This is a genomic window from Hymenobacter bucti, assembly GCF_042681145.1.
Taxonomy (GTDB): domain Bacteria; phylum Bacteroidota; class Bacteroidia; order Cytophagales; family Hymenobacteraceae; genus Hymenobacter; species Hymenobacter bucti.
Genome location: NZ_JBHUFD010000018.1, coordinates 814,180 through 831,900, shown reverse-complemented (window position 1 = coordinate 831,900; position 17,721 = coordinate 814,180). Strand labels below are relative to the sequence as shown.

The 17,721-nt window shown below is 61.7% G+C and carries 14 protein-coding genes; 5 read left to right on the top strand and 9 right to left on the bottom strand.

The genetic code is table 11. The annotated features are described in order from the left end of the window. Window positions 1–31: 31 nt before the first annotated feature. Genes ACFSDX_RS22540 through ACFSDX_RS22530 form a run of 3 tightly spaced genes read left to right on the top strand, consistent with a single transcriptional unit; the run spans window position 32 to window position 2,727 of the window. Window positions 32–772: a (Fe-S)-binding protein gene (locus tag ACFSDX_RS22540; protein ID WP_382317728.1), complete on the top strand. Its 741-nt coding sequence runs from the start codon at window positions 32–34 to the stop codon at window positions 770–772. A gap of 3 nt (window positions 773–775) precedes the next feature. Continuing rightward, window positions 776–2,161: a lactate utilization protein B gene (locus tag ACFSDX_RS22535; RefSeq protein ID WP_382317726.1), complete on the top strand. Its 1,386-nt coding sequence runs from the start codon at window positions 776–778 to the stop codon at window positions 2,159–2,161. Beyond that, window positions 2,158–2,727, top strand: coding sequence for a LutC/YkgG family protein (locus ACFSDX_RS22530; protein ID WP_382317724.1), 570 nt, complete (start codon window positions 2,158–2,160; stop codon window positions 2,725–2,727). The genes ACFSDX_RS22535 and ACFSDX_RS22530 overlap by 4 nt, the downstream gene beginning before the upstream one ends. Window positions 2,728–2,822: 95 nt before the next feature. On the opposite strand, the gene ACFSDX_RS22525 is transcribed toward ACFSDX_RS22530, so the two are convergent. Together ACFSDX_RS22525 and ACFSDX_RS22520 are read right to left on the bottom strand one after the other, a co-directional pair. Beyond that, complete coding sequence (locus ACFSDX_RS22525) at window positions 2,823–4,043, bottom strand: Gfo/Idh/MocA family protein (protein WP_382317722.1); 1,221 nt, start codon at window positions 4,041–4,043, stop codon at window positions 2,823–2,825. Beyond that, window positions 4,043–5,047 carry an FAD:protein FMN transferase gene (locus tag ACFSDX_RS22520; RefSeq protein ID WP_382317720.1) on the bottom strand — a complete coding sequence of 335 codons (1,005 nt, stop codon included), beginning with the start codon at window positions 5,045–5,047 and terminating at the stop codon, window positions 4,043–4,045. Before ACFSDX_RS22520 ends, ACFSDX_RS22525 begins: the two co-directional genes overlap by 1 nt. Window positions 5,048–5,544: 497 nt before the next feature. On the opposite strand from ACFSDX_RS22520, the gene ACFSDX_RS22515 reads away from it, so the two are divergent. Next, window positions 5,545–6,609 (top strand): DUF6807 domain-containing protein, encoded by a 1,065-nt coding sequence (locus tag ACFSDX_RS22515; RefSeq protein WP_382317718.1) that lies wholly within the window; start codon window positions 5,545–5,547, stop codon window positions 6,607–6,609. 115 nt (window positions 6,610–6,724) lie between these two features. On the opposite strand, the gene ACFSDX_RS22510 is transcribed toward ACFSDX_RS22515, so the two are convergent. The 6 genes from ACFSDX_RS22510 to uxuA form a co-directional block, all read right to left on the bottom strand. After that, on the bottom strand, window positions 6,725–8,152 hold the full coding sequence (locus ACFSDX_RS22510) for a glycoside hydrolase family 28 protein (protein ID WP_382317716.1): 1,428 nt from the start codon (window positions 8,150–8,152) through the stop codon (window positions 6,725–6,727). Window positions 8,153–8,277: 125 nt separating this feature from the next. Next, a complete protein-coding gene (rhaM, locus tag ACFSDX_RS22505; protein WP_382317714.1) occupies window positions 8,278–8,592 on the bottom strand; it encodes an L-rhamnose mutarotase in 315 nt (104 codons plus the stop codon). Between the two features lie 68 nt (window positions 8,593–8,660). Continuing rightward, complete coding sequence (locus tag ACFSDX_RS22500; protein WP_382317712.1) at window positions 8,661–11,513, bottom strand: glycosyl hydrolase; 2,853 nt, start codon at window positions 11,511–11,513, stop codon at window positions 8,661–8,663. Between the two features lie 41 nt (window positions 11,514–11,554). Then, entirely contained in the window at window positions 11,555–12,676 is a 1,122-nt protein-coding gene (locus tag ACFSDX_RS22495; RefSeq protein ID WP_382317710.1) for a glycoside hydrolase family 88/105 protein, read from the bottom strand. A gap of 199 nt (window positions 12,677–12,875) precedes the next feature. Then, window positions 12,876–14,102 (bottom strand): oligogalacturonate lyase family protein, encoded by a 1,227-nt coding sequence (locus ACFSDX_RS22490; RefSeq protein ID WP_382317708.1) that lies wholly within the window; start codon window positions 14,100–14,102, stop codon window positions 12,876–12,878. A gap of 243 nt (window positions 14,103–14,345) precedes the next feature. Continuing rightward, a complete protein-coding gene (gene uxuA / locus ACFSDX_RS22485; RefSeq protein ID WP_382317706.1) occupies window positions 14,346–15,512 on the bottom strand; it encodes a mannonate dehydratase in 1,167 nt (388 codons plus the stop codon). Between the two features lie 207 nt (window positions 15,513–15,719). Here uxuA and ACFSDX_RS22480 point away from each other — a divergent pair, with 207 nt between their 5' ends. Then, a complete protein-coding gene (locus ACFSDX_RS22480; RefSeq protein ID WP_382317704.1) occupies window positions 15,720–16,586 on the top strand; it encodes a dienelactone hydrolase family protein in 867 nt (288 codons plus the stop codon). Between the two features lie 96 nt (window positions 16,587–16,682). Here the strand turns inward: ACFSDX_RS22480 and ACFSDX_RS22475 are convergent, their stop codons facing one another. Next, window positions 16,683–17,543 carry a hypothetical protein gene (locus ACFSDX_RS22475; protein WP_382317702.1) on the bottom strand — a complete coding sequence of 287 codons (861 nt, stop codon included), beginning with the start codon at window positions 17,541–17,543 and terminating at the stop codon, window positions 16,683–16,685. Window positions 17,544–17,721 lie beyond the last annotated feature (178 nt).

Below are 17,721 nucleotides of genomic sequence, written 5' to 3'. Positions count from 1 at the left end.
AGCTACACCGCTTTAGGTTGAATGTATCCTTATGAAAGTTGCCCTATTCGTTCCGTGCTACGTTGACCAGTTTTATCCGCAAGTCGGCATTGCCACCTACCAGCTGCTCAGGAAACTAGGCGTGCAGGCGGCTTTCCCAGCCGCCCAGACTTGCTGTGGCCAGCCCCTAGCCAATAGCGGCTGCGAGCGCGAGGCGCTGCCTATTTACAAGCACTTCGTAGAGACGTTTCAGGACTACGATTATACGGTGGTACCCTCGGGTAGCTGCGTGTACCACGTGCAGAAGCACTTTGATAAGCTAGAGCAGACGCCCGCCGTGCAGCACGTGCGCGCCACAACCATTGACCTGATTGATTTCATCACACAAGTACTAGAAATCAAGGAGCTACCCGGCTCCTACCCCCACAAAGTGGGCCTGCACCTGAGTTGCCACGGCCAACGCGGCCTGCATCAGGCCAACGAATCGGAAATGACGCCCGTGCGCGATGGCCAGCTGCGCCGCCTGCTAGCTGGCCTCGATGGCATCGAGCTCACCGAGCTCGACCGCAACGACGAGTGCTGCGGTTTCGGGGGCACGTTTTGCGTGAGCGAGGCCGCTATTTCGGGCCGCATGGGTCACGACCGCGTGCAGGACCACCTGCGCAATGGCACCCAGGTGCTTACGGGCGGCGACATGTCGTGCCTGATGCACCTGCAAGGCATCGTGCGCCGTCAAAAGCTGCCTATACAAGTGCTGCACGCGGTCGAAATTCTTAACGGCCTGACCTCCTAGCCCATGTCCTACCTCACCCACGCCAGCCGCGCCGAGGCCTTCAACCTCGACCACGAGCGCACCAGCTGGCACGACGAAACGCTGTGGTTTGTGCGTCAGAAACGCGACAAGGCCGTGTACGCCGTGCCCGAGTTTCAGGAGCTGCGTAACCTGGCCTCGGCCATTAAAGACCACACCTTGAGCCGGCTCGATGAGTACCTAACGCAGTTTGAGGCCGCTGCGCAGGCCAACGGCGTGCGCGTGCATTGGGCCGCCGACGCGGCAGAACACAACGCCATCGTGCTCGACATCATTCGGGCGCGGGGCGCCACTCGGGTAGTCAAGAGCAAGTCGATGCTGACCGAGGAATGCCACCTCAACCCGTACCTAATTAAGGAAGGTATCGAGGTAATTGACACCGACTTAGGCGAGCGCATTATCCAGATGCGCGACGAGCCGCCGAGCCATATCGTGCTGCCCGCCATTCATTTGAAGAAGGAAGACGTGGGCGCTACGTTTTTCAAGCACCTAGGTACCGCCGAAGGTCTCACCGACCCGCAGCAACTCACGGAAGCCGCCCGGCAGCACCTACGCGCCAAGTTCCTGGCCGGCGAGGTGGCGCTCACGGGCGTCAACTTTGCCATTGCCGAAACGGGCTCGGTGGTGGTGTGCACCAACGAGGGCAACGCCGACCTAGGCGTGAGCCTGGCGCCGGTACACGTGGCCAGCATGGGCATCGAGAAGCTGATTCCGCGCCTGAGCGACCTAGGAGTGTTTACGCGGCTGCTGGCGCGGAGCGCTACCGGTCAGCCGGTTACGACGTACACCTCGCACTATACCAAGCCGATGCCCGGCCGCGAGATGCACGTTATCATCGTGGACAATGGGCGCACGCAACAGCTGGGCCGGCCCGATTTTCGGGCCTCACTCAAGTGCATTCGGTGCGGGGCCTGCATGAATACCTGCCCGGTGTACCGGCGCAGCGGCGGCCACAGCTACGATTTCACAGTGCCGGGGCCGATTGGCTCCATCCTTTCGCCCAACATCAACCTCAAAAAGCATAGCACGCTGCCCTTCGCCAGCACGCTCTGCGGCTCGTGCACCGACGTGTGCCCCGTCAAAATTGATATTCACGTGCAGCTCTACAAGTGGCGGCAAATCGTGTCGGAGGCCAACCACCTGCCCACGGCCAAAAAGCTGGGCCTCAAGTTTATGGGTCGGCTGCTGGCTAGCCCTACTGCCTTCAAGCTCAGCGGCTCGCTGGGCCGCCGGGCGCTGCGCCTACTGCCCTACGGCCTCACTCACAACCAGACCGTGAATGCCTGGGCCATTGCCCGCGAGCTGCCCGAGCCGCCCCAGCAGAGCTTCCGCGAGTGGTTCGCCCAAAACCAGCCCCAGTCCAACGCATGAGCAGCGCCCGCGACCGCATACTGGCCGCCGTGCGCGCCAACAAACCCGCCGAAATGCCCCTGCCCACCGTACCCGATTTTTGGGGCGACGACTCGCTGGAGCGCTTCGGCACGGTGCTGGCCAGCATAGGCGGCGAGGTGGTGCGGCTGGCTTCGCTGGCCGATTTACCGGCTACGGTGCACAAGCTCTGGCCCGAGGCGCGGCTCATCGCCTCGCCCCTCTTCCCGTCCACGCTCACTATTGACCAGCACACGCCCACCGACGTGCTGGCCGATGTCGACCTGGCGGTATTATCTGTCGAGTTTGGCGTGGCCGAAAACGGCGCTGTGTGGCTACCCGAGGCCAATATGCTGCACCGCGCCTTGCCCACCGTGACGCAGCACCTAGCCCTGGTGCTCGACCACCGCCACCTTGTGGCCACCATGCACCAAGCCTACGCCCGGCTCCCGGCCGGGCCGGGTGGCTACGGCATGTTCGTCGCCGGCCCCTCCAAAACGGCTGATATCGAGCAATCGCTGGTGATTGGCGCGCACGGGGCGCGCAGCCTGGTAGTGCTTGTTTATTAGCGCCTAAGCATCCCAGCTGTCAGTAAGCAAAAACCTAAGCATCCCAGCTGTCAGACTCGTCTGACAGCCGGGTTTCTTGGACTCCCAAAACGCGCCTAGGTAAGGTTATACTCAGTTCGCCACTTCTCGATGGTGTGGTTGTAGATGGCGTGGTTGGCCAGGTGCACGGTGCACGCCGCCCGGGCGCCAGTGAAGACGTTGGAGTCGGGTAGTTTTTTCTCGTGCACGGCGCGGTAAAAATCATTCAGCGCGTACCAGGAGCCGTCTCGCAGGGGTTCGACACCGGTCGTAATCGGGATGCCGCCGTCCTTGTTCCAGGTAATTTTGGTGGCGCCCGTTACGCCGTCCACGGTGCCGTACTGCTTCAGCGTATCCTTCTCGGGATAGTACACGCCTTCATCGACGAGCAGCGAAATGGTGCCCTTCGTGCCTTTGAGCTTAAAGAGGTAGCCGTCGCGGGCATTGCCGCAGGTGGCCCCGAAGTTGCCCACAATGCCTTCCTGGGCGTAGCGGGCCATCACCTGCACGTTGTCGTAGGTTTCGCGGCCGTCTTTGTAGTAGTCGATGCCGCCCGTGCCAAATACTTCGTCGGCGTGGGTGTCGAAGGCCCAGTTGATAAAATCCATTTGGTGCGAGAGCAGCTCGGCCGCTAGGCCGCCCGAATACTCGCGGTACATGCGCCAGTTGATTTTGCGCTCTAGGTTGGGCTCGGGCACCGGCCGCCGCCAGCTACCATTGCGGTCCCAGCGGCAGTCAATCTGCGTCACCTTGCCGAGGTAGCCTTGCTTAATCATCTGCTTCACGCGGTAGTACAGCGGCGAATAGCGGTACTGGTGGCCCACCTGCAAGGTTTGATTGGGCCGCAACTGCGCCAGCCGCACGAGCTCCAGGGCCTGCGGAATGTCGTAGGTCATGGTCTTCTCCAGGTACACCTGCTTGCCGGCGGCCAGCGCATCCTTGGCCACCTGAAAATGCAGATTCAGCGGCACAGCAATTATCACGGCTTCCACGGTGCGCGCGTCCAGCAGGGCGTGGTAGTCAGCGTAGGTTTTCGCCTTGTTGCCCGAGCCCATTTTCTGCGCCTCGGCTAGCCGAAAGGGCAGGTCGTCGCACAGGGCCACTACCTCAAACTTATCAGGTAGTTCCTGCAATACCTTGAGCAGGCCCTTACCGCGGTCGCCGCAGCCGATGATGCCGATTTTGAGCTTGCCAGCCGCCACTGGGGCCACGAAGGCAGCCGCCAGCTCTTGGTGCAGCAGCAGCCCGCTGGTCAGCAAGCCCGTTTTTTTGAGGAAATCTCGTCTTGGAAAGTCCATTACTCGTGCACTAGTAAGCGTTGAAACCCAGGCGTGGCCGCAGTGGCCACGGCCCCATCGGGGCGCTGATAAATCAAGTAAGCTTGCAGGCTGGCGTGGCGCTGCAAAAAAGCCAGCGCGTTAGCCAGGCCCATGCCCATCAGCGCGTTGTCGTAGGCGTCGGCGGTGAGCGCGTCGGGGGCCACAACCGTTACGCTGATTAACTCGTTCTGAAAGGGGTAACCTGTTTTAGGGTCGATAAGATGCGCGCTTTTCACGGCGCCCCAGCGCTTGAATTTACGGTAATTGCCCGAGGTAGTCACGCCGCCCGCTGCTAGCCGAATAACTTGCTGCATGCCCGTGGCCGGCACGTCGCTAGTATCGGGCCGCTCAATACCGATGCGCATGAGTTCACGGCTCGGAAACTTTCGCCCCCGCACCCGAATTTCGCCGCCTAGCTCCACTAAGTAGTTGCGAATGTGTCGGCCCTCGAGCAAGGCCGCCAGCACATCCACGGTATAGCCCTGGGCAATGCCGTTGAGGTCGAGGTGCACGGCGGACTGGTCCTTCACCAGCGAGTCGCCGCGCAGGTGCAGCTTATCGGACCCTACCCCCTTCAGTATGGCCTGGATGGTAGCCGGCGACGGCGGCGCATCAGTGTGCTGGGTGCCGAAACCCCAGGCGCGCACCAGGGGCTCAACGGTAGCATCGAACAGCCCATCAGTGTCTTGGTACACCCGCAGCGCCTTGCCCACGACCAGCTTGAGGTGCCGGTCGGCTACTACGCCCCTGGCCGCTGCATTGAACTTATTAATCAGCGAACCAGGCTGATAGAGCGACAGCGAGGCGTCAATCTCCGCCAGTTGGTGGGCCACATCGGCGCTCGTAACGGCGCTATCGGCGGCGTAATAGGTAATGGCATACGTGGTGCCCTGCGCGTAACCAGTGAGCTGAAATGCCCGCAACGCAGCCTCCCTAGGGGGTAGCAACCACAGGCCAAACGCAAGGAAGAGACAGTGCAACACGACGAGTTAAGAAGGCTAATATTTACCGGTCTGCGAGATGCCGTACGAGGCAGTAGACCTAGGACACGTTTAATTTCGAGTCATGCTCACCTGACAGAAACGAGGGTTATGGCAATTCCTAAACACGCTACTAGAAATGGTAAAATAAGTGCCGAATTGACTTCCTAGATTACCTAGCTTCTGCCTCAGCCACCTAGCGAGCGGACAAGTTACGCTCCTTGGTAAAAAGCAAGTTGCGGCAGGTATTCTCCTAGCCTATCGCCGCCAGCCAGTACGGCGCAGGAGAGCCAAAACCGAATATTTGCTTAGAATTGCACTAGTACTCTCCCTAGGTAGTGAGCGACCAGTCTTGGTGAATAATGTACTGTGGTGCTCACAACCCACTAGCGCCACTCGCACCTAGCAAGTGCCGTAAATTCTAGGCTACATTGCCACGCTACATGCGCTAAGCGGCGGCAACGTGTCCAACTATCACCCTCTCTCCTATTCCCCACCCGATGACCAGACCTATCTTTTCCGGCGGCACCCTGCTGCTGCTAGCAACTTGCTTTTTGGAAGCCGCGGCCCAGCAAGCCGAGCCAGTGCGCGTGACCAAAGACGCCAAGGCCCAAAAGATTGACGTATTTGTAGGCGAGCAGCTGTTCACCAGCTTCCTGTATCCCGACTCGCTGGAGAAGCCGGTGCTCTACCCCCTGCGCGCCGCCAACGGCACCGTCGTAACTCGCAGCTTTCCGCTCGCCCCCCGGCCCGGCGACCCTACCGACCACCCGCACCACATCGGTACCTGGTTCAACTTCGAGAACGTGAACGGGCTGGACTTCTGGAACAACTCCTACGCCATTCCGAAAGAGAAAAAAGCCAATTACGGCTGGATTAAAACCGACCGGATTGTGAGCACCAGCAGCGGGCCCACCGGCACGCTGGCCTACCACGCCAATTGGACCAACCAGCAAAACGAGGTGCTGCTGCAGGAAACCACCCGCTTCGAGTTTAGCGGCACCGGCCGAGCGCGCACCATCGACCGCGTCACCACCCTCAAAGCCGACCGCGACGTCACCTTCACCGATGCCAAAGATGGCCTGCTGGGCCTGCGCCTGGCCCACGAGCTGCAAATCCCCAGCACTCAGGACCAGCAATTTACCGATAGCAAAGGCATCGTGACGACGGTAAAAGCCGGCACCGACCACGTGGCCAACGGCAACTACCTCACCAGCGCCGGCAAGCGCGGCAACGACGCCTGGAGTACCCGCGGTGCCTGGTGCAAAGTATACGGCAAAATGGGCGCCGACTCCGTCACGGTAGCCATTCTAGACTATCCCCAAAACCCAAACTACCCAACCTTTTGGCACGCGCGCGGCTACGGCTTATTTGCTGCCAACCCACTCGGCGAGAAGGTATTTACTGATGGAAAGTCAGCCAAAAATCTCCAGCTCAAAAAAGGCGAGTCGGTGACATTCCGCTACCGGATTCTGATTGACGAAGGCGACAAAACCCTCTCAACTCAGCAGCTTAATGAAGCCGCTGCCGCATTCGCCAAAAAAAGTCTGGCTGCTGTCAAATAGAAAAGTTTGCGGCGGGCCCACGGCGGCGCGGGCTATCTAAAGGGGATACAAAAAAGAGGCCGCTTCCATCGGGAGCGGCTTCTCACAATTTATCCACTTTTCAAGTACCTAGGGCTCAAAACTTGATTTTTGAGCTATTCTGCACGGCGATAGGTTCGTCGTCCTGGGCCGTGATATTGACGTTTTTGATAATCCAATCTTTGGCGTAGCTGAGGCCGCCGGCGGTAGCGGCGGTCATGGTCACGTTGTCGAGGGTCATGCCTTCGAGCAGCGAGTTGGGCTGGCCTTCGGCCGAGATGGCGATTTTGGCGTTCTGCACCTTCACGTTGCTGATAACCACGTCGCGGAAATGCGGCAGGCCTTTCTCGGGGTCCACTTTGGTCAGCATGGCTTTCCAGTGGGCGGGCAGCGTGGCCTCGGTGTAGCCTTCGGGCAGCGTGGAATAGCTGTAGGCAGGGTTCCAGTTCATAGTGAGCAGGATGGCCGTACCCACGCCGTCCATTTCGATGTTATCGACCCGGATATCTTCCACCGTGCCACCTCGGTTGAGGGCCGACTTAATGCGGATGCCCACCTTCGTGCCCTTGGCTTTGAGGTTACGGGCAATGACGTGGCGAATGCCGCCCGACGTTTCGGAGCCGCAGGTGAAAAGGCCGTCGCCAGCGCCGGCCACGCAGTTCTGAATCAGAATGTACTCGGCGGGGCGGTTCACGCGCAGGCCGTCGGCGTCGCGGCCGGCTTTCAGGCAAAAGTTGTCGTCGTTGCAGTCGATATCGGAGTTCTGCACCAGCACGTAGGAGCTGGAGTCAATGTCGATGCCATCGGTGCTGGGGCCGTGGCCACCTAGGTTGTTGCGGACGGTGATACCGTCGACCGTTACGTTCTTCGAGTACAGCACGTGCACCGTCCAGAAGCCCGAGCGCTGGAGCGTCACGCCCTTGATGGTGATGTTGCTCGAATTAGCCATTACCAGCAGGCGCGGGCGCTTGGCGTCGTAGTCCACTATCCAGCGCAGGCCCTTCTTGTCGTAGTCCTTGCGCATGGCCCAGTAGCTGTCCCAGAATACTTTACCCTGGCCATCCACGGTGCCTTCGCCCGTGATGGCCACGTTATCTTGGTCAAGGATATTGAGGAGCGCGGCGGGCCACACCATCTCGATGCCGGCCACGCGGGTTTTCAGTTCGGGATAGTCCTTGAGCTCCTGGCTGCCGAGTAGCGTCACGCCTTTATCAAGGTGCAGTTCCACGCCTTTTTTCAAAAACAGCGAGCCCGTGAGGTACTGGCCGGGGGCCAGGGTGACTACGCCGCCCTTCTTAGCCGCGGCATCAATGGCCTTTTGCAGCGCCTGGGTATTCAGGGTTTTAGCATCGCCCACGGCGCCGTACTTGGCGGCGGCGAAAGTGGCTTTGGCCGTGGGTATCGTCTTGGCTCCCACTTGCTTCACCCAGGCGGGGTCGGCATCGGCGGCCGGGGCGACGGGGTGCACAAAGGCACTCAGCGCCAATAGCAATACGGGGAGTACGCGGGTGGGAAAGAGTTTCATCAGAGCAGAGAATCGACCGCGCTAGCCAGCGGGCCGGTAGTAGTTTCAAAGGTGCGGCCAGCGGGCCAGGCCACCTACCCGCACTCACCTGCCAGCGGACAAAATGGAGCGATAGACCAACCCGCCTACTCCTGATGGAACACCCGCGTCAGGGTCGTTACCACCGGCGAGTTGTCGGCATTCGTGTCCATCAGGTCAGCCATGTACGCCCACCAACGCTGCATCACGGGCAGGCCGGGCAGCGCGTCGGCCGTGTGGCCCGGCAGCCGTTTTTGCACCCCAAAGAGCCGCCCGCTGGCCGCATCCAGAAAGATGGAGTAGTCGCGGATGCCCGCTTCATGCAGGGCGGCCGTTAGCTCGGGCCAGATTTCATCGTGGCGGCGCTGGTACTCGGCCACTACGCCAGGCTTGAGCTGCATGGTGAAGGCTAGTTCTTCCATTTTTAAACAGTAAGATTATTTATTGTTCAGGGACCAACGCAGTAGCTCCGACTACAAAGTCCAAGCTACTAGAGGGGCGGGCCGCCCGCGGCTACTGGCGTCAGCGTCACCGGACCCAGCAGGCCCGACTCGATGGGCGACCACGGCGCGGCTGTGAAAAGGCCGTCGGTGCCGCGGTTTTCCTTGAGCTTGGCGGCCATGTTTACATTGTAAAACTTCTTCCATTCCTGGCCGGTGCGGTCCATATCGGCAATGCGGTTGGCCATGCCGTTGCTGACGCTCACGGCCAACGCATTCGTGGCTTTCAGTTGATTTTTAGGCACGTATACCTGGTACGCCGGCCCAATCAGGGTACCTAGGTCCTGGCCGTTGAGCTGCACGCGGGCACTCTGCCCCACGCGGCCTAGGTCGAGTAGATAGCCCTCGGCGCCGCTCGCTGGCATGGCAAACGTGGTAGTGTAGGAGGCCGTGCCAGCGAACTTCTGCCCGGCCTCCCCCGCCAGCTTGGTCCAGGAGCCGAGCTGCGTGAGCTGGAGCGGCGCGGGCAGCACCGGCCCGCCCGACACAAAGCGCACCTCCCAGGGTCCAGCCAGGGGCTGCGGCGCACTGCTGGGGCGGTAGTACGCATAGGCGGGACCAGTAGCAGCGGCGGCTTTCGTATCGAGCAGGCACGAGCCGCCGGGGGCTAGCTGCACGTACACTTCGGGCCGGCCCTGGGCCGACTGCCGCAGGGCGGCTACGCCCAGCTGCCCGGTCATGGGGTCGTAGAGATTGGCGGCTTTGGCGGCAGTGGCGAGCGGCACCCAGGCATGCACGGGCTGGTCGCTCCAGTTGGCCAGGAAGTAGGTGTGGCCGCCCGCCGTGAGGCGGCGCTCAACCTGCAAGCCACTGTCTACGAGCGCTTCGCGCTGCACGCCGGCTTGAGCCAGCAGCTGCGCCACATCAGCACCCAGGAGGAAAGCGCCCTTACCTACGGTAGCGCGCTGCCCACCCGCAGCGGGTTTGAACTGCAATTGGGCCGTCAGCTTCTTAAAAGCGACTTGGCGCTGCGTGAGGTCACCTAGGCCGGGTACGTCGGTCGGCAGTTGGCCCTGCACTACCACGGTGGCGCCCGCCTGCGCCAGCGATACCAAATGCTGCCAGGTGGCCAGCGGCATGGCCCGCGCCGCCGGCACCAAGATGGTACGGTACTGCGCGCCGCCGCTGGTGCGCAGGCCGGTGCCGCTGGCCTGCACCTGCTGCACCTGCTTATCCGAAATGAAGTCGTAGCCGAAGCCCTGCTTGAGCAGTAGCTCGCTGGTGGCGTCGATGGGCAAGCCTTTGAAGCCATGCTCGATGCCGTCGAAATGCTGCAAGAGCACCTTGCCTGGCCGCTGGTAGGCATCATACTGCGGCAGGTAGAGTAGCACGTCGTTGGCGGGCTGGCCGGCTTGCAAGAAGCTTTGGCAGCGCGCTGCGTAGCGGTTTAGCTGGCTGAAGTCCTGCCAGAACGGGTTTTGCGGATTGAATTCGACGGCGGCGTAAAACAGCCAGCCGGGCCAGGCGGCGGCCTGCGGCGAATAAGCCGTGCCGTGGTAAAACACGTGGTTGACGCCGCCGAGCAGCATGCGGTCCACGGCCTTTTTCACGTCGCTCAGCTTCGAGAGAAAGTGGTCGTTTTCCCAGGTCGCGGTTTCGGCCGAAGTAAGCGGCTTGCCCGTGACGTGGGCGGCCGACGAGGCAAACTTGATGCGGGTGAGGTCTTCGCCCTCAGTCTCCGGGATGTCGGTGGCGGCGTAGAGGTCCAGAATGTTGGCCGGCGAGCCGTGGGCCTGATTGCGGATTTTAGTGCCGTAGCCGTGGGCCCAGTTGGCCCAGGTTTGGGTGTAGTTTTCGAGCAGCAGCTCCGAAATGGTTTCGCGGTAGTCGGTAAGCACGCGGGCGTTTTCGTCGGCGCTGGCTTTGGCAAATAAGGCGGGCAGGTGCTGGCGCAAATCGTAGCCCCGCCGCCGCTGAAACTCGCTGAACATGAGCGGCGTCCAGTTGGCTTCGCCCTGCGCGTCATCTACCTCGTACGAATCGTTAAAAAAGGCCCGGATACCTTTGACCTCGCGTCCTTTAAGCGCCTGGTCGAAGCGCTGCAAATAATGCTGGGTAGCCATTTTGGAGAAGTGGTCTACCACGTCGCCCTCGCCGCCGGGGCCGGCACGCTCTACCTGCTTGCCGTGCCAGCCCTGGAAGATGGCATAGAGCGTCCAGGTGCCGGCCGGGGCCGTCCAGGTGAGCTTGCCGGCAGCGTCTACTTTGGCAGTCAGGTCGATAGCCGCGCCTTTTTCAGGGTAGGCCATGAGGGCTTGTAGCGGCAGCGGCTTCTCAAAACGCACTTGTTCTAGGGCCAGCGCTTGCAGGTTGGCGTTGGTGGCTACGGGGTCCTTCAGCTGCTTGATATCCACCTTGTGGCCGACGGCGGTGGCAATCGGCTTCTGCATAAAGCTGATTTTTTCGGGCAGCTGCTCGCCGCCTTTCACCGAATACGTCTGGTAGGCCACGTACTTGCAGGCGTCGGCGGGCGTCACCCAGGGCCCGCCGAAGGGCCAGCCCGACGCCTGCGCAACATCGACGCCTAGGTTCAGTTTTTTGCCCTCCGCGAGGGTGTGACTCAGCATATCCAGCCACTTTGGCGAGATGAAGTCAATAAACTGACTCTCCGCGCCTTTCACGCCATAAATGGCCGTTATCTCGACACCACCCAGGCCAGCTTGCTCGTACTGCGTCAGCAGGTGCGTCAGGTCGGGCGCATTCACGGCGCTGCCCTGCCACCACCAGCGCGTCCAGGGGCGGTTTTGCTGCGTGATGGCGGGCCAGGCGGGCGCCTGCGCGTGGGCCGCCAATTGGGGAACGGCCGCACCTAGGGCAAGGGCAAAGGCGAGTGGTTTTTTCATAGAATACTATGCCGTCATGCTAATCTGGCGTTTTTGCTCTTTTACTTCAACTTATACACTTCGCTGCCGGCCAGCAGGAAGCAACCTAGGCCGTAGTCTTCAAAGTCGGGCTTGCTGGTGTAGCTCACCGGCTGGCCGTCCTTAGGCTCCTTGCCGGTGCCCTGCACGTACCCTAGGGCGCCGTCGGGGTGCATGCATTCGGTGGCCATTGCGTTCCAGGCTTTCACGATAAGGGGCTGATACTTGGCCTTATCGAGCAGGCCCTGGCGCACGCCCCAGGCCATGCCGTAGACAAACAACGCCGTGCCCGACAGCTCTTTACCGCCAAAGTGCGTGGGGTCGTGCAGGCTCACGTTCCAGTAGCCGTCGGGGCGCTGGAGGCGCGGCAGGGCCTTCATCATGGCTAGGTAGGTTTGCTCATACTCGGCGCGGTAGGGCGCATCTTTAGGCATGATGTCGAGCACGCGCACCAGGGCGGCCACGACCCAGCCGTTGCCACGGCTCCAGTAGCAGTCCTGGCCGTTGGGCTCCTGATAGGGCGGCACAAAATCTTTATCGCGCCACCACAGGCTGTCTTGCGCATTGTAGAGGCCGTGGCCGCCCTGCTGGAGCTTGGCGTAGCTGTATAGGCGATACATCTTACCGTAATAGGCAGTGTCTTTGGTTATTACGCCGAGCTTGGCAAACACGGGCATGGCCATTTGCAGGGCGTCTATCCACCACCAATCGTCGTTTTTGTCGCTGTGCACCATGTTGTCGACGGCGGCTTTCAGCTCCCGGATGCGCTCGGGCTGGGGGTCGATTTGGTAGAGGTCGAGGTAGGTTTGGCCGGCGCAGTGGTCGTCGGCGTTGCGGCCGGTGGCGCCGTTGCGCAGGCCCCACTGGTGCTTCTGGCCCCAGTCGACGGCGTAGTTGTAGTACTGCTTCTTTTTATCAAGGCCGTAGAGCGCCATCAGGCCTTCGTAGTACACGCCGCGCGTCCAGATATGGCTGGGCCGCAGCTTATTGGTCATAATCTCCTTGCCCGGGTCGGGCCACTGCTGCATGAAGTAGGCGTTGGCCCGCGTCATTTTCTTCAGGACTTCCTTCTTCTTAGGTAGCTGCTGCGCGGTGGCCGGGGCGGCGAGGAGAAGGGCTAGGCAGAACGTTATCCAGCGGTTCACGGTGGGGAGGTGGCTTAGTTATAGTAATATTTTGCTGGCCTAGCGGGCATCGTAGCTAGTTCAATTCAGCCTGTAGCTTGGACTCTGCGAGTCCGAGCGCGAGCGCAGCTCGCATCTGCGCTTGAGAGCGTTGGCACAATCTTGACCTAAGCGCGGGATGCTCGCTGCGCTCTGACTATAAAGTCCAAGCTACACTGAGTCACGAAGCGGCCTTGGCGATTTCTACGGCGTACACTTGCTCTTTGCCTTCGAAATTGGCTCTGAAAATCACCCATTTGCCATCGGGCGAGAAGTGCACGTTGGGCTCCAGCTTGTATCCGTGGTGGGCCATGCTCACCAGCTTCTCGGCCCGAAACTGGTCGCCCGCGGGCCGAAACAGGTATATCCACTGGGCATCGGGCGCTTTGGCTACCTGGCCGGGGTCGCCGCCGTCGCCGGCGAAGAGCGTCTGGTCGGGCGAGATGTTGTAGTGAATCGACCACTCGTTGCGCTGCAGCTGGTAGCGCTGCTCGGGGCCGCCCGCCACGGGCGCGCCCGCCAGGTAAAACGTGACGCTGCGCGGCTGCTGCAAGTCAAACCAGATGGTTTTGCCATCGGGGCTGAAGAACTCGTGGCCCGCGATTTCGCCGTCTACCGTGCGCTGGTGCATCAGCTTGGTTTGGCGGGTTTTGATGCTGATGTGCCAGATGCGGTCGACCTTGCCCCAGGGCCCCTCGTGGCAGTACATGAGCAGGTCGGGGTCGGTGGGCGAAAACTGCACGTGACCCAGCCAGGTGTTCTCCTGGTAAATTTCCGCGCGCTTGCCGGTCTTCGTGTTGATGGTGAACAGAATATGCTGCACCTTGGCATTGTAGATGCGGTCGAAGAAGTCGCTTTTGGCCGGGTACTGCTTGAAAATTTCGCGCGCCTCGGCGCCCCCTAGGGAGCCCGCCAGCAGCGTTTCGTCGGCATTCAGCGTCGAGATACTCCCCGGAAAATCGCTCGGAAAGGTGTAGACTTTGCGGTTTTTGCGCGTGTCGGCATTCACGGCGTACACTTGGTTTTCGACCTGGTAGTACACGTCGTGGCTGCGCGGGGCCACTATTTCGCCCACGATGCGCTTGTAGTAGCCCGTGAGCGGCCGCACCTGCCGGGTTTGCAGATTCAGCAGGCGCAGCTGCTGGCCCTGGGCATCGGTGTGGTAAAACACCATCTCGTCCTGGCCGGCGGCGGTTTTCAGAAACGGGTTATTGTGGAAATAAAACCCGGCGTTGGTGCCATCCAGCGGGGTGAGGCGCTGCACTTTGTGGCCCGTGGCCTGGTCTACCCACTCGGCGGTGGGCATGGGCTGCTGGCCGCCGGTTTCGAGGTGGGCCTGGGCGCGGGCGCCTAGGGTGGGCAACGCTACTGCCGCGCCCAGCAGCGCCGCAGTCAGGTAGTTTCTCATGGGAAGAGTAGGTTGGGTGGGGAGGCAGAAGGACCGCAAGAAGGCGCCCTGCCCTACGCAAACTCTCCTGTACTCTTCGGTGCAGCTATCGGCTTCGCGGCTGCCCTAGGTCTGCACTACCCGCCGTGTTACCTCTGGCGCCAGCGTACTTCGCAACCAGTGTGAGGTAAAATGATAAGTGTAGGGTAAGAAGGAGAGACTACTCCTTTTTACCCTACACTTATCATTTTACCTGCCCTAATGCTACCCTATGCTGCGGCTGATGGCTAGCTCCAGCCCGCGCAGCTCGGCCAGGCCGCGCAGGCGGCCGATGGCTGAGTAGCCGGGGTTGGTTTTTTTACCTAGGTCATCGAGCATCTGGTGGCCGTGGTCGGGGCGCATGGGTAGGCGCACTTGGCGCTGGCGCAGCAGCAGCACCAGCTCGCGTATTACGCCGTACATGTCCACGTCGCCTTCTAGGTGGTTGGCTTCGTAAAAGTTGCCTTGCGCATCGCGCTGCGTGCTGCGCAAATGAATGAAGTGAATACGGTCGGCAAACTGGCGCACCATGGCCGGCAGGTCGTTATCGGCGCGCACCCCAAACGAGCCGGTGCAGAAGCACAAGCCATTGCGCGGCGAGGGCACGGCGTAGAAGAGCGCCTGCACATCGGCGGCGGTGCTCACCACCCGCGGCAGCCCTAAGATGGGGAACGGCGGGTCATCGGGGTGGATAGCCAGGTTAACGCCCACCTCCTCGCACACCGGAATTATTTCCTCTAAAAACAGGATGAGATGCTGCCGCAGCTTCGCAGCATCAATGCCCGCGTACGCATCCAACGCCTGCTGAAACTGCGCCAGCGTGAAGCTTTCTTCGCTGCCCGGCAGCCCGGCAATAATGTTGCGCTGCAGCAGCTGGCGGTCGGCCACGCTCATGTGCTGAAAGCGCTGGCGCGCCGCGGCCAGCTCGCCAGCCGAGTAGTTGCCCTCTGCCCCCTGGCGGCGCAGCAGCAGGGTGTCGAAGGCCACAAACGCAGCTTTCTCAAAGCGCAGCGCCTTAGAGCCATCAGCTACTTCATAGGCCAAGTCAGTGCGCGTCCAGTCGAGCACGGGCATGAAGTTGTAGGTGAGCGTGCGGATGCCACAGGCCGCCAGGTTGCGAATAGAGGCTTGGTAATTGGCTATATAGCGCTGAAAATCAGCGGTACGCGTTTTGATGTTTTCGTGCACGGGCACGCTCTCCACCACGCTCCACGTGAGGCCGGCCGCCGCTACCAGGGCCTGGCGCGCCCGGATTTCGGCCACCGGCCACACCTGCCCGTTCGGAATATGATGCAGGGCGGATACCACGTCGGTGGCGCCGGCCTGGCGAATGTCGGCGAGGCTGACGGGGTCGTTAGGGCCAAACCAGCGCCAGCTTTGAAGGAGGGACATAGGGGGGTGGGGCTAGTAAAGAGGAAATACAGCTCAGGCGATTCCGGCTACGAAGAAAGTGCTTTTTCTTGGTTTGCGCAGGTTTTGAAATGCGGCCTAGCTCCTTGCTGATGCCGGGCCGCGGCGGCAAAACGGCAACCTAAGGCCCGGTAACATTCGCCCTGTCAACTGTTATGGCACCGTCTTCCCAACTTTCCCTCCTCTTATATGAAAGAAATTCTGCTCCTCATTGCGGCCGTTTTCGCCGCTGGCAACGCCTTCGCCCAGGGCCCCGCTGCCCCCGTGCTGAGCTGCTGCGCCCGGCCAGCCACGGCCAGCGCCACCGAAGCCTTCGCCATGCTGGCTAGCGACCAAGACTTTGTGGGCGGCCACGACGCGCCCCTGCCCTACTCCTACGCGGGTGAAGGCCAGATGATAGAGTTCAAAACCGCCGACGGCCAGACCGGCCACGCCTTCGAAATCAAGAGCGCCAAGCCCAGCAACAAGTACCTGTTTGTGTACCAGGAATGGTGGGGCCTGAATGATTACATCAAAAAGGAGGCCGCCCGCTTTGCCGAGGAAATGCCCGGCGTGAACGTGCTGGCCGTGGACCTCTACGATGGCCAGGTAGCCACCACCCCCGAAGAAGCCGGCAAGCTGATGCAAAGCATTAAGACTGACCACGCGGTAGCCATCATCAAGGGCGCGCAGCTGTATGCCGGCCCCAAGGCGCAGTTTGCCTCGGTGGGCTGGTGCTTTGGCGGCGGCTGGAGCCTGCAAAGCGCCCTGCTGGGTGGCAAGCAAACGGTGGGCTGCGTCATGTACTACGGCATGCCCGAGAAGGACGTGGCCAAGCTCAAAACGCTGAACTCGGACGTCCTAGGGCTCTTTGCTGACCAGGACAAGGGCATCAGCCCCGCCATTGTGGCGCAGTTTGAGAAGGACATGGCCGCGGCCGGCAAGAAGGTAACCGTGAAGGAATACCCCGCCGTGCACGCCTTCGCCAACCCCTCCAACCCCAAATACGACCAGGCCTTGGCTGCCAACGCCCACCAGCGCGCCCTGGCCTACCTCAAGGCCCGGCTCAAGGCGTAGTCGATTTTCTACCTTGCGGCCGTAGAAAAGCCCGTCTCCTAAGATTAGGAGGCAGGCTTTTTGATGGTTATTAACTACAGAATAGCCTTGTAGGCTTTAGCTAGCCTGCCGCAGCTCGGCTGGGCGGTGGGCAAAGCTGCTGGCCCGGCTGCCCGCTTCTATCGCGGCATGGGGCAGCGTGTGCAGCCCTAGGGCCGGGCGGGGAGCCGGGGCCAGCTCGGCCACCAGCTGCTGCACCTCGGCGAGCAGCTGCGCCCAGTCGCGGGCCACAAAGTAGGGCTGCGCCTCAGTGGCCCCGGCCGCCAGCTCGGTGGCGGGGGCACCTAGGAGCCGCAGCTGGCGCACCGCGCCAGCCAGGGGCTGCAAGCTCGCGGGCTCGGCCGCCGCGGCCGCGTGCAGGTGGTGGGCCGACGTCAGCAGCGTGGCGCCGTAGAGCTGGGGGCGCTCGCCGGCGGGGGCCAGCAGCCCGCGCTCGAAGGTGGCCTGGGTGAAGCGTCGCAGCAGGGCCGTGGCAGCTGGGGTGGTGGCCAGCGCCCAGGCCTGGCCCAGGGCTTCCAGCGCTTGGGCGTAGCCGGGCTCCAGTAGCAAAGGCAGCCGGCCCATCACCTCCGAAAACAAGTCAACCCCGTGGGCCGGGCGGTCAAACTCGGCAAACGTGCGCAGGCGCGTCACCAGGGGCAGCTCGCGCTGGGCCAAGGCCGCGTAGTAGGCAGCCTCGGACAGCGGGCCGCCCACGGGGCGCAGCGTCCAGCCGGTGCGCTGCTGCACCAGCTGGCTCAGGCGGCCCACCTGGGGCACTTCCTCGCGGCGTAGCCCTAGGGCCGCCACCCCGGCCGCAAAGGCCGGGCACGCCCGCCGGTGCAGCAGCGCGTGCTGGCGGTCGAAGAGCATTTTCCAGACCATGCCCGAGGCGGGCGTGGTGGGGTGGTGGGGGCGGGCGAGCAAGTGGAGGGTCATGGTGCGTCGCGAAGTAAAAAGTAAAAAAAAAGCCCGATTCCTGTCGAAGGAATCGGGCTAAAGCTTAGTTTGAGGCTAGAAGGGAAAGCATCTGGTTATTTCCCTGGTGGCCGGCTATGCCGCGCGATTCCGAGACCCGGATTGGGTCGCTTAATCACTAGGCAATACATGGTGGAGA

Excerpts from the sequence above, each read along its gene's own strand:
- rhaM (WP_382317714.1), bottom strand. The coding sequence starts at position 8,592 with ATGGAAGAACTAGCCTTCACCATGCAGCTCAAGCCTGGCGTAGTGGCC.
- ACFSDX_RS22540 (WP_382317728.1), top strand. The coding sequence starts at position 32 with ATGAAAGTTGCCCTATTCGTTCCGTGCTACGTTGACCAGTTTTATCCG.
- ACFSDX_RS22500 (WP_382317712.1), bottom strand. The coding sequence starts at position 11,513 with ATGAAAAAACCACTCGCCTTTGCCCTTGCCCTAGGTGCGGCCGTTCCC.
- uxuA (WP_382317706.1), bottom strand. The coding sequence starts at position 15,512 with ATGTCCCTCCTTCAAAGCTGGCGCTGGTTTGGCCCTAACGACCCCGTC.
- ACFSDX_RS22515 (WP_382317718.1), top strand. The coding sequence starts at position 5,545 with ATGACCAGACCTATCTTTTCCGGCGGCACCCTGCTGCTGCTAGCAACT.
- ACFSDX_RS22490 (WP_382317708.1), bottom strand. The coding sequence starts at position 14,102 with ATGAGAAACTACCTGACTGCGGCGCTGCTGGGCGCGGCAGTAGCGTTG.
- ACFSDX_RS22475 (WP_382317702.1), bottom strand. The coding sequence starts at position 17,543 with ATGACCCTCCACTTGCTCGCCCGCCCCCACCACCCCACCACGCCCGCC.
- ACFSDX_RS22525 (WP_382317722.1), bottom strand. The coding sequence starts at position 4,043 with ATGGACTTTCCAAGACGAGATTTCCTCAAAAAAACGGGCTTGCTGACC.
- ACFSDX_RS22535 (WP_382317726.1), top strand. The coding sequence starts at position 776 with ATGTCCTACCTCACCCACGCCAGCCGCGCCGAGGCCTTCAACCTCGAC.
- ACFSDX_RS22510 (WP_382317716.1), bottom strand. The coding sequence starts at position 8,152 with ATGAAACTCTTTCCCACCCGCGTACTCCCCGTATTGCTATTGGCGCTG.
- ACFSDX_RS22480 (WP_382317704.1), top strand. The coding sequence starts at position 15,720 with ATGAAAGAAATTCTGCTCCTCATTGCGGCCGTTTTCGCCGCTGGCAAC.
- ACFSDX_RS22530 (WP_382317724.1), top strand. The coding sequence starts at position 2,158 with ATGAGCAGCGCCCGCGACCGCATACTGGCCGCCGTGCGCGCCAACAAA.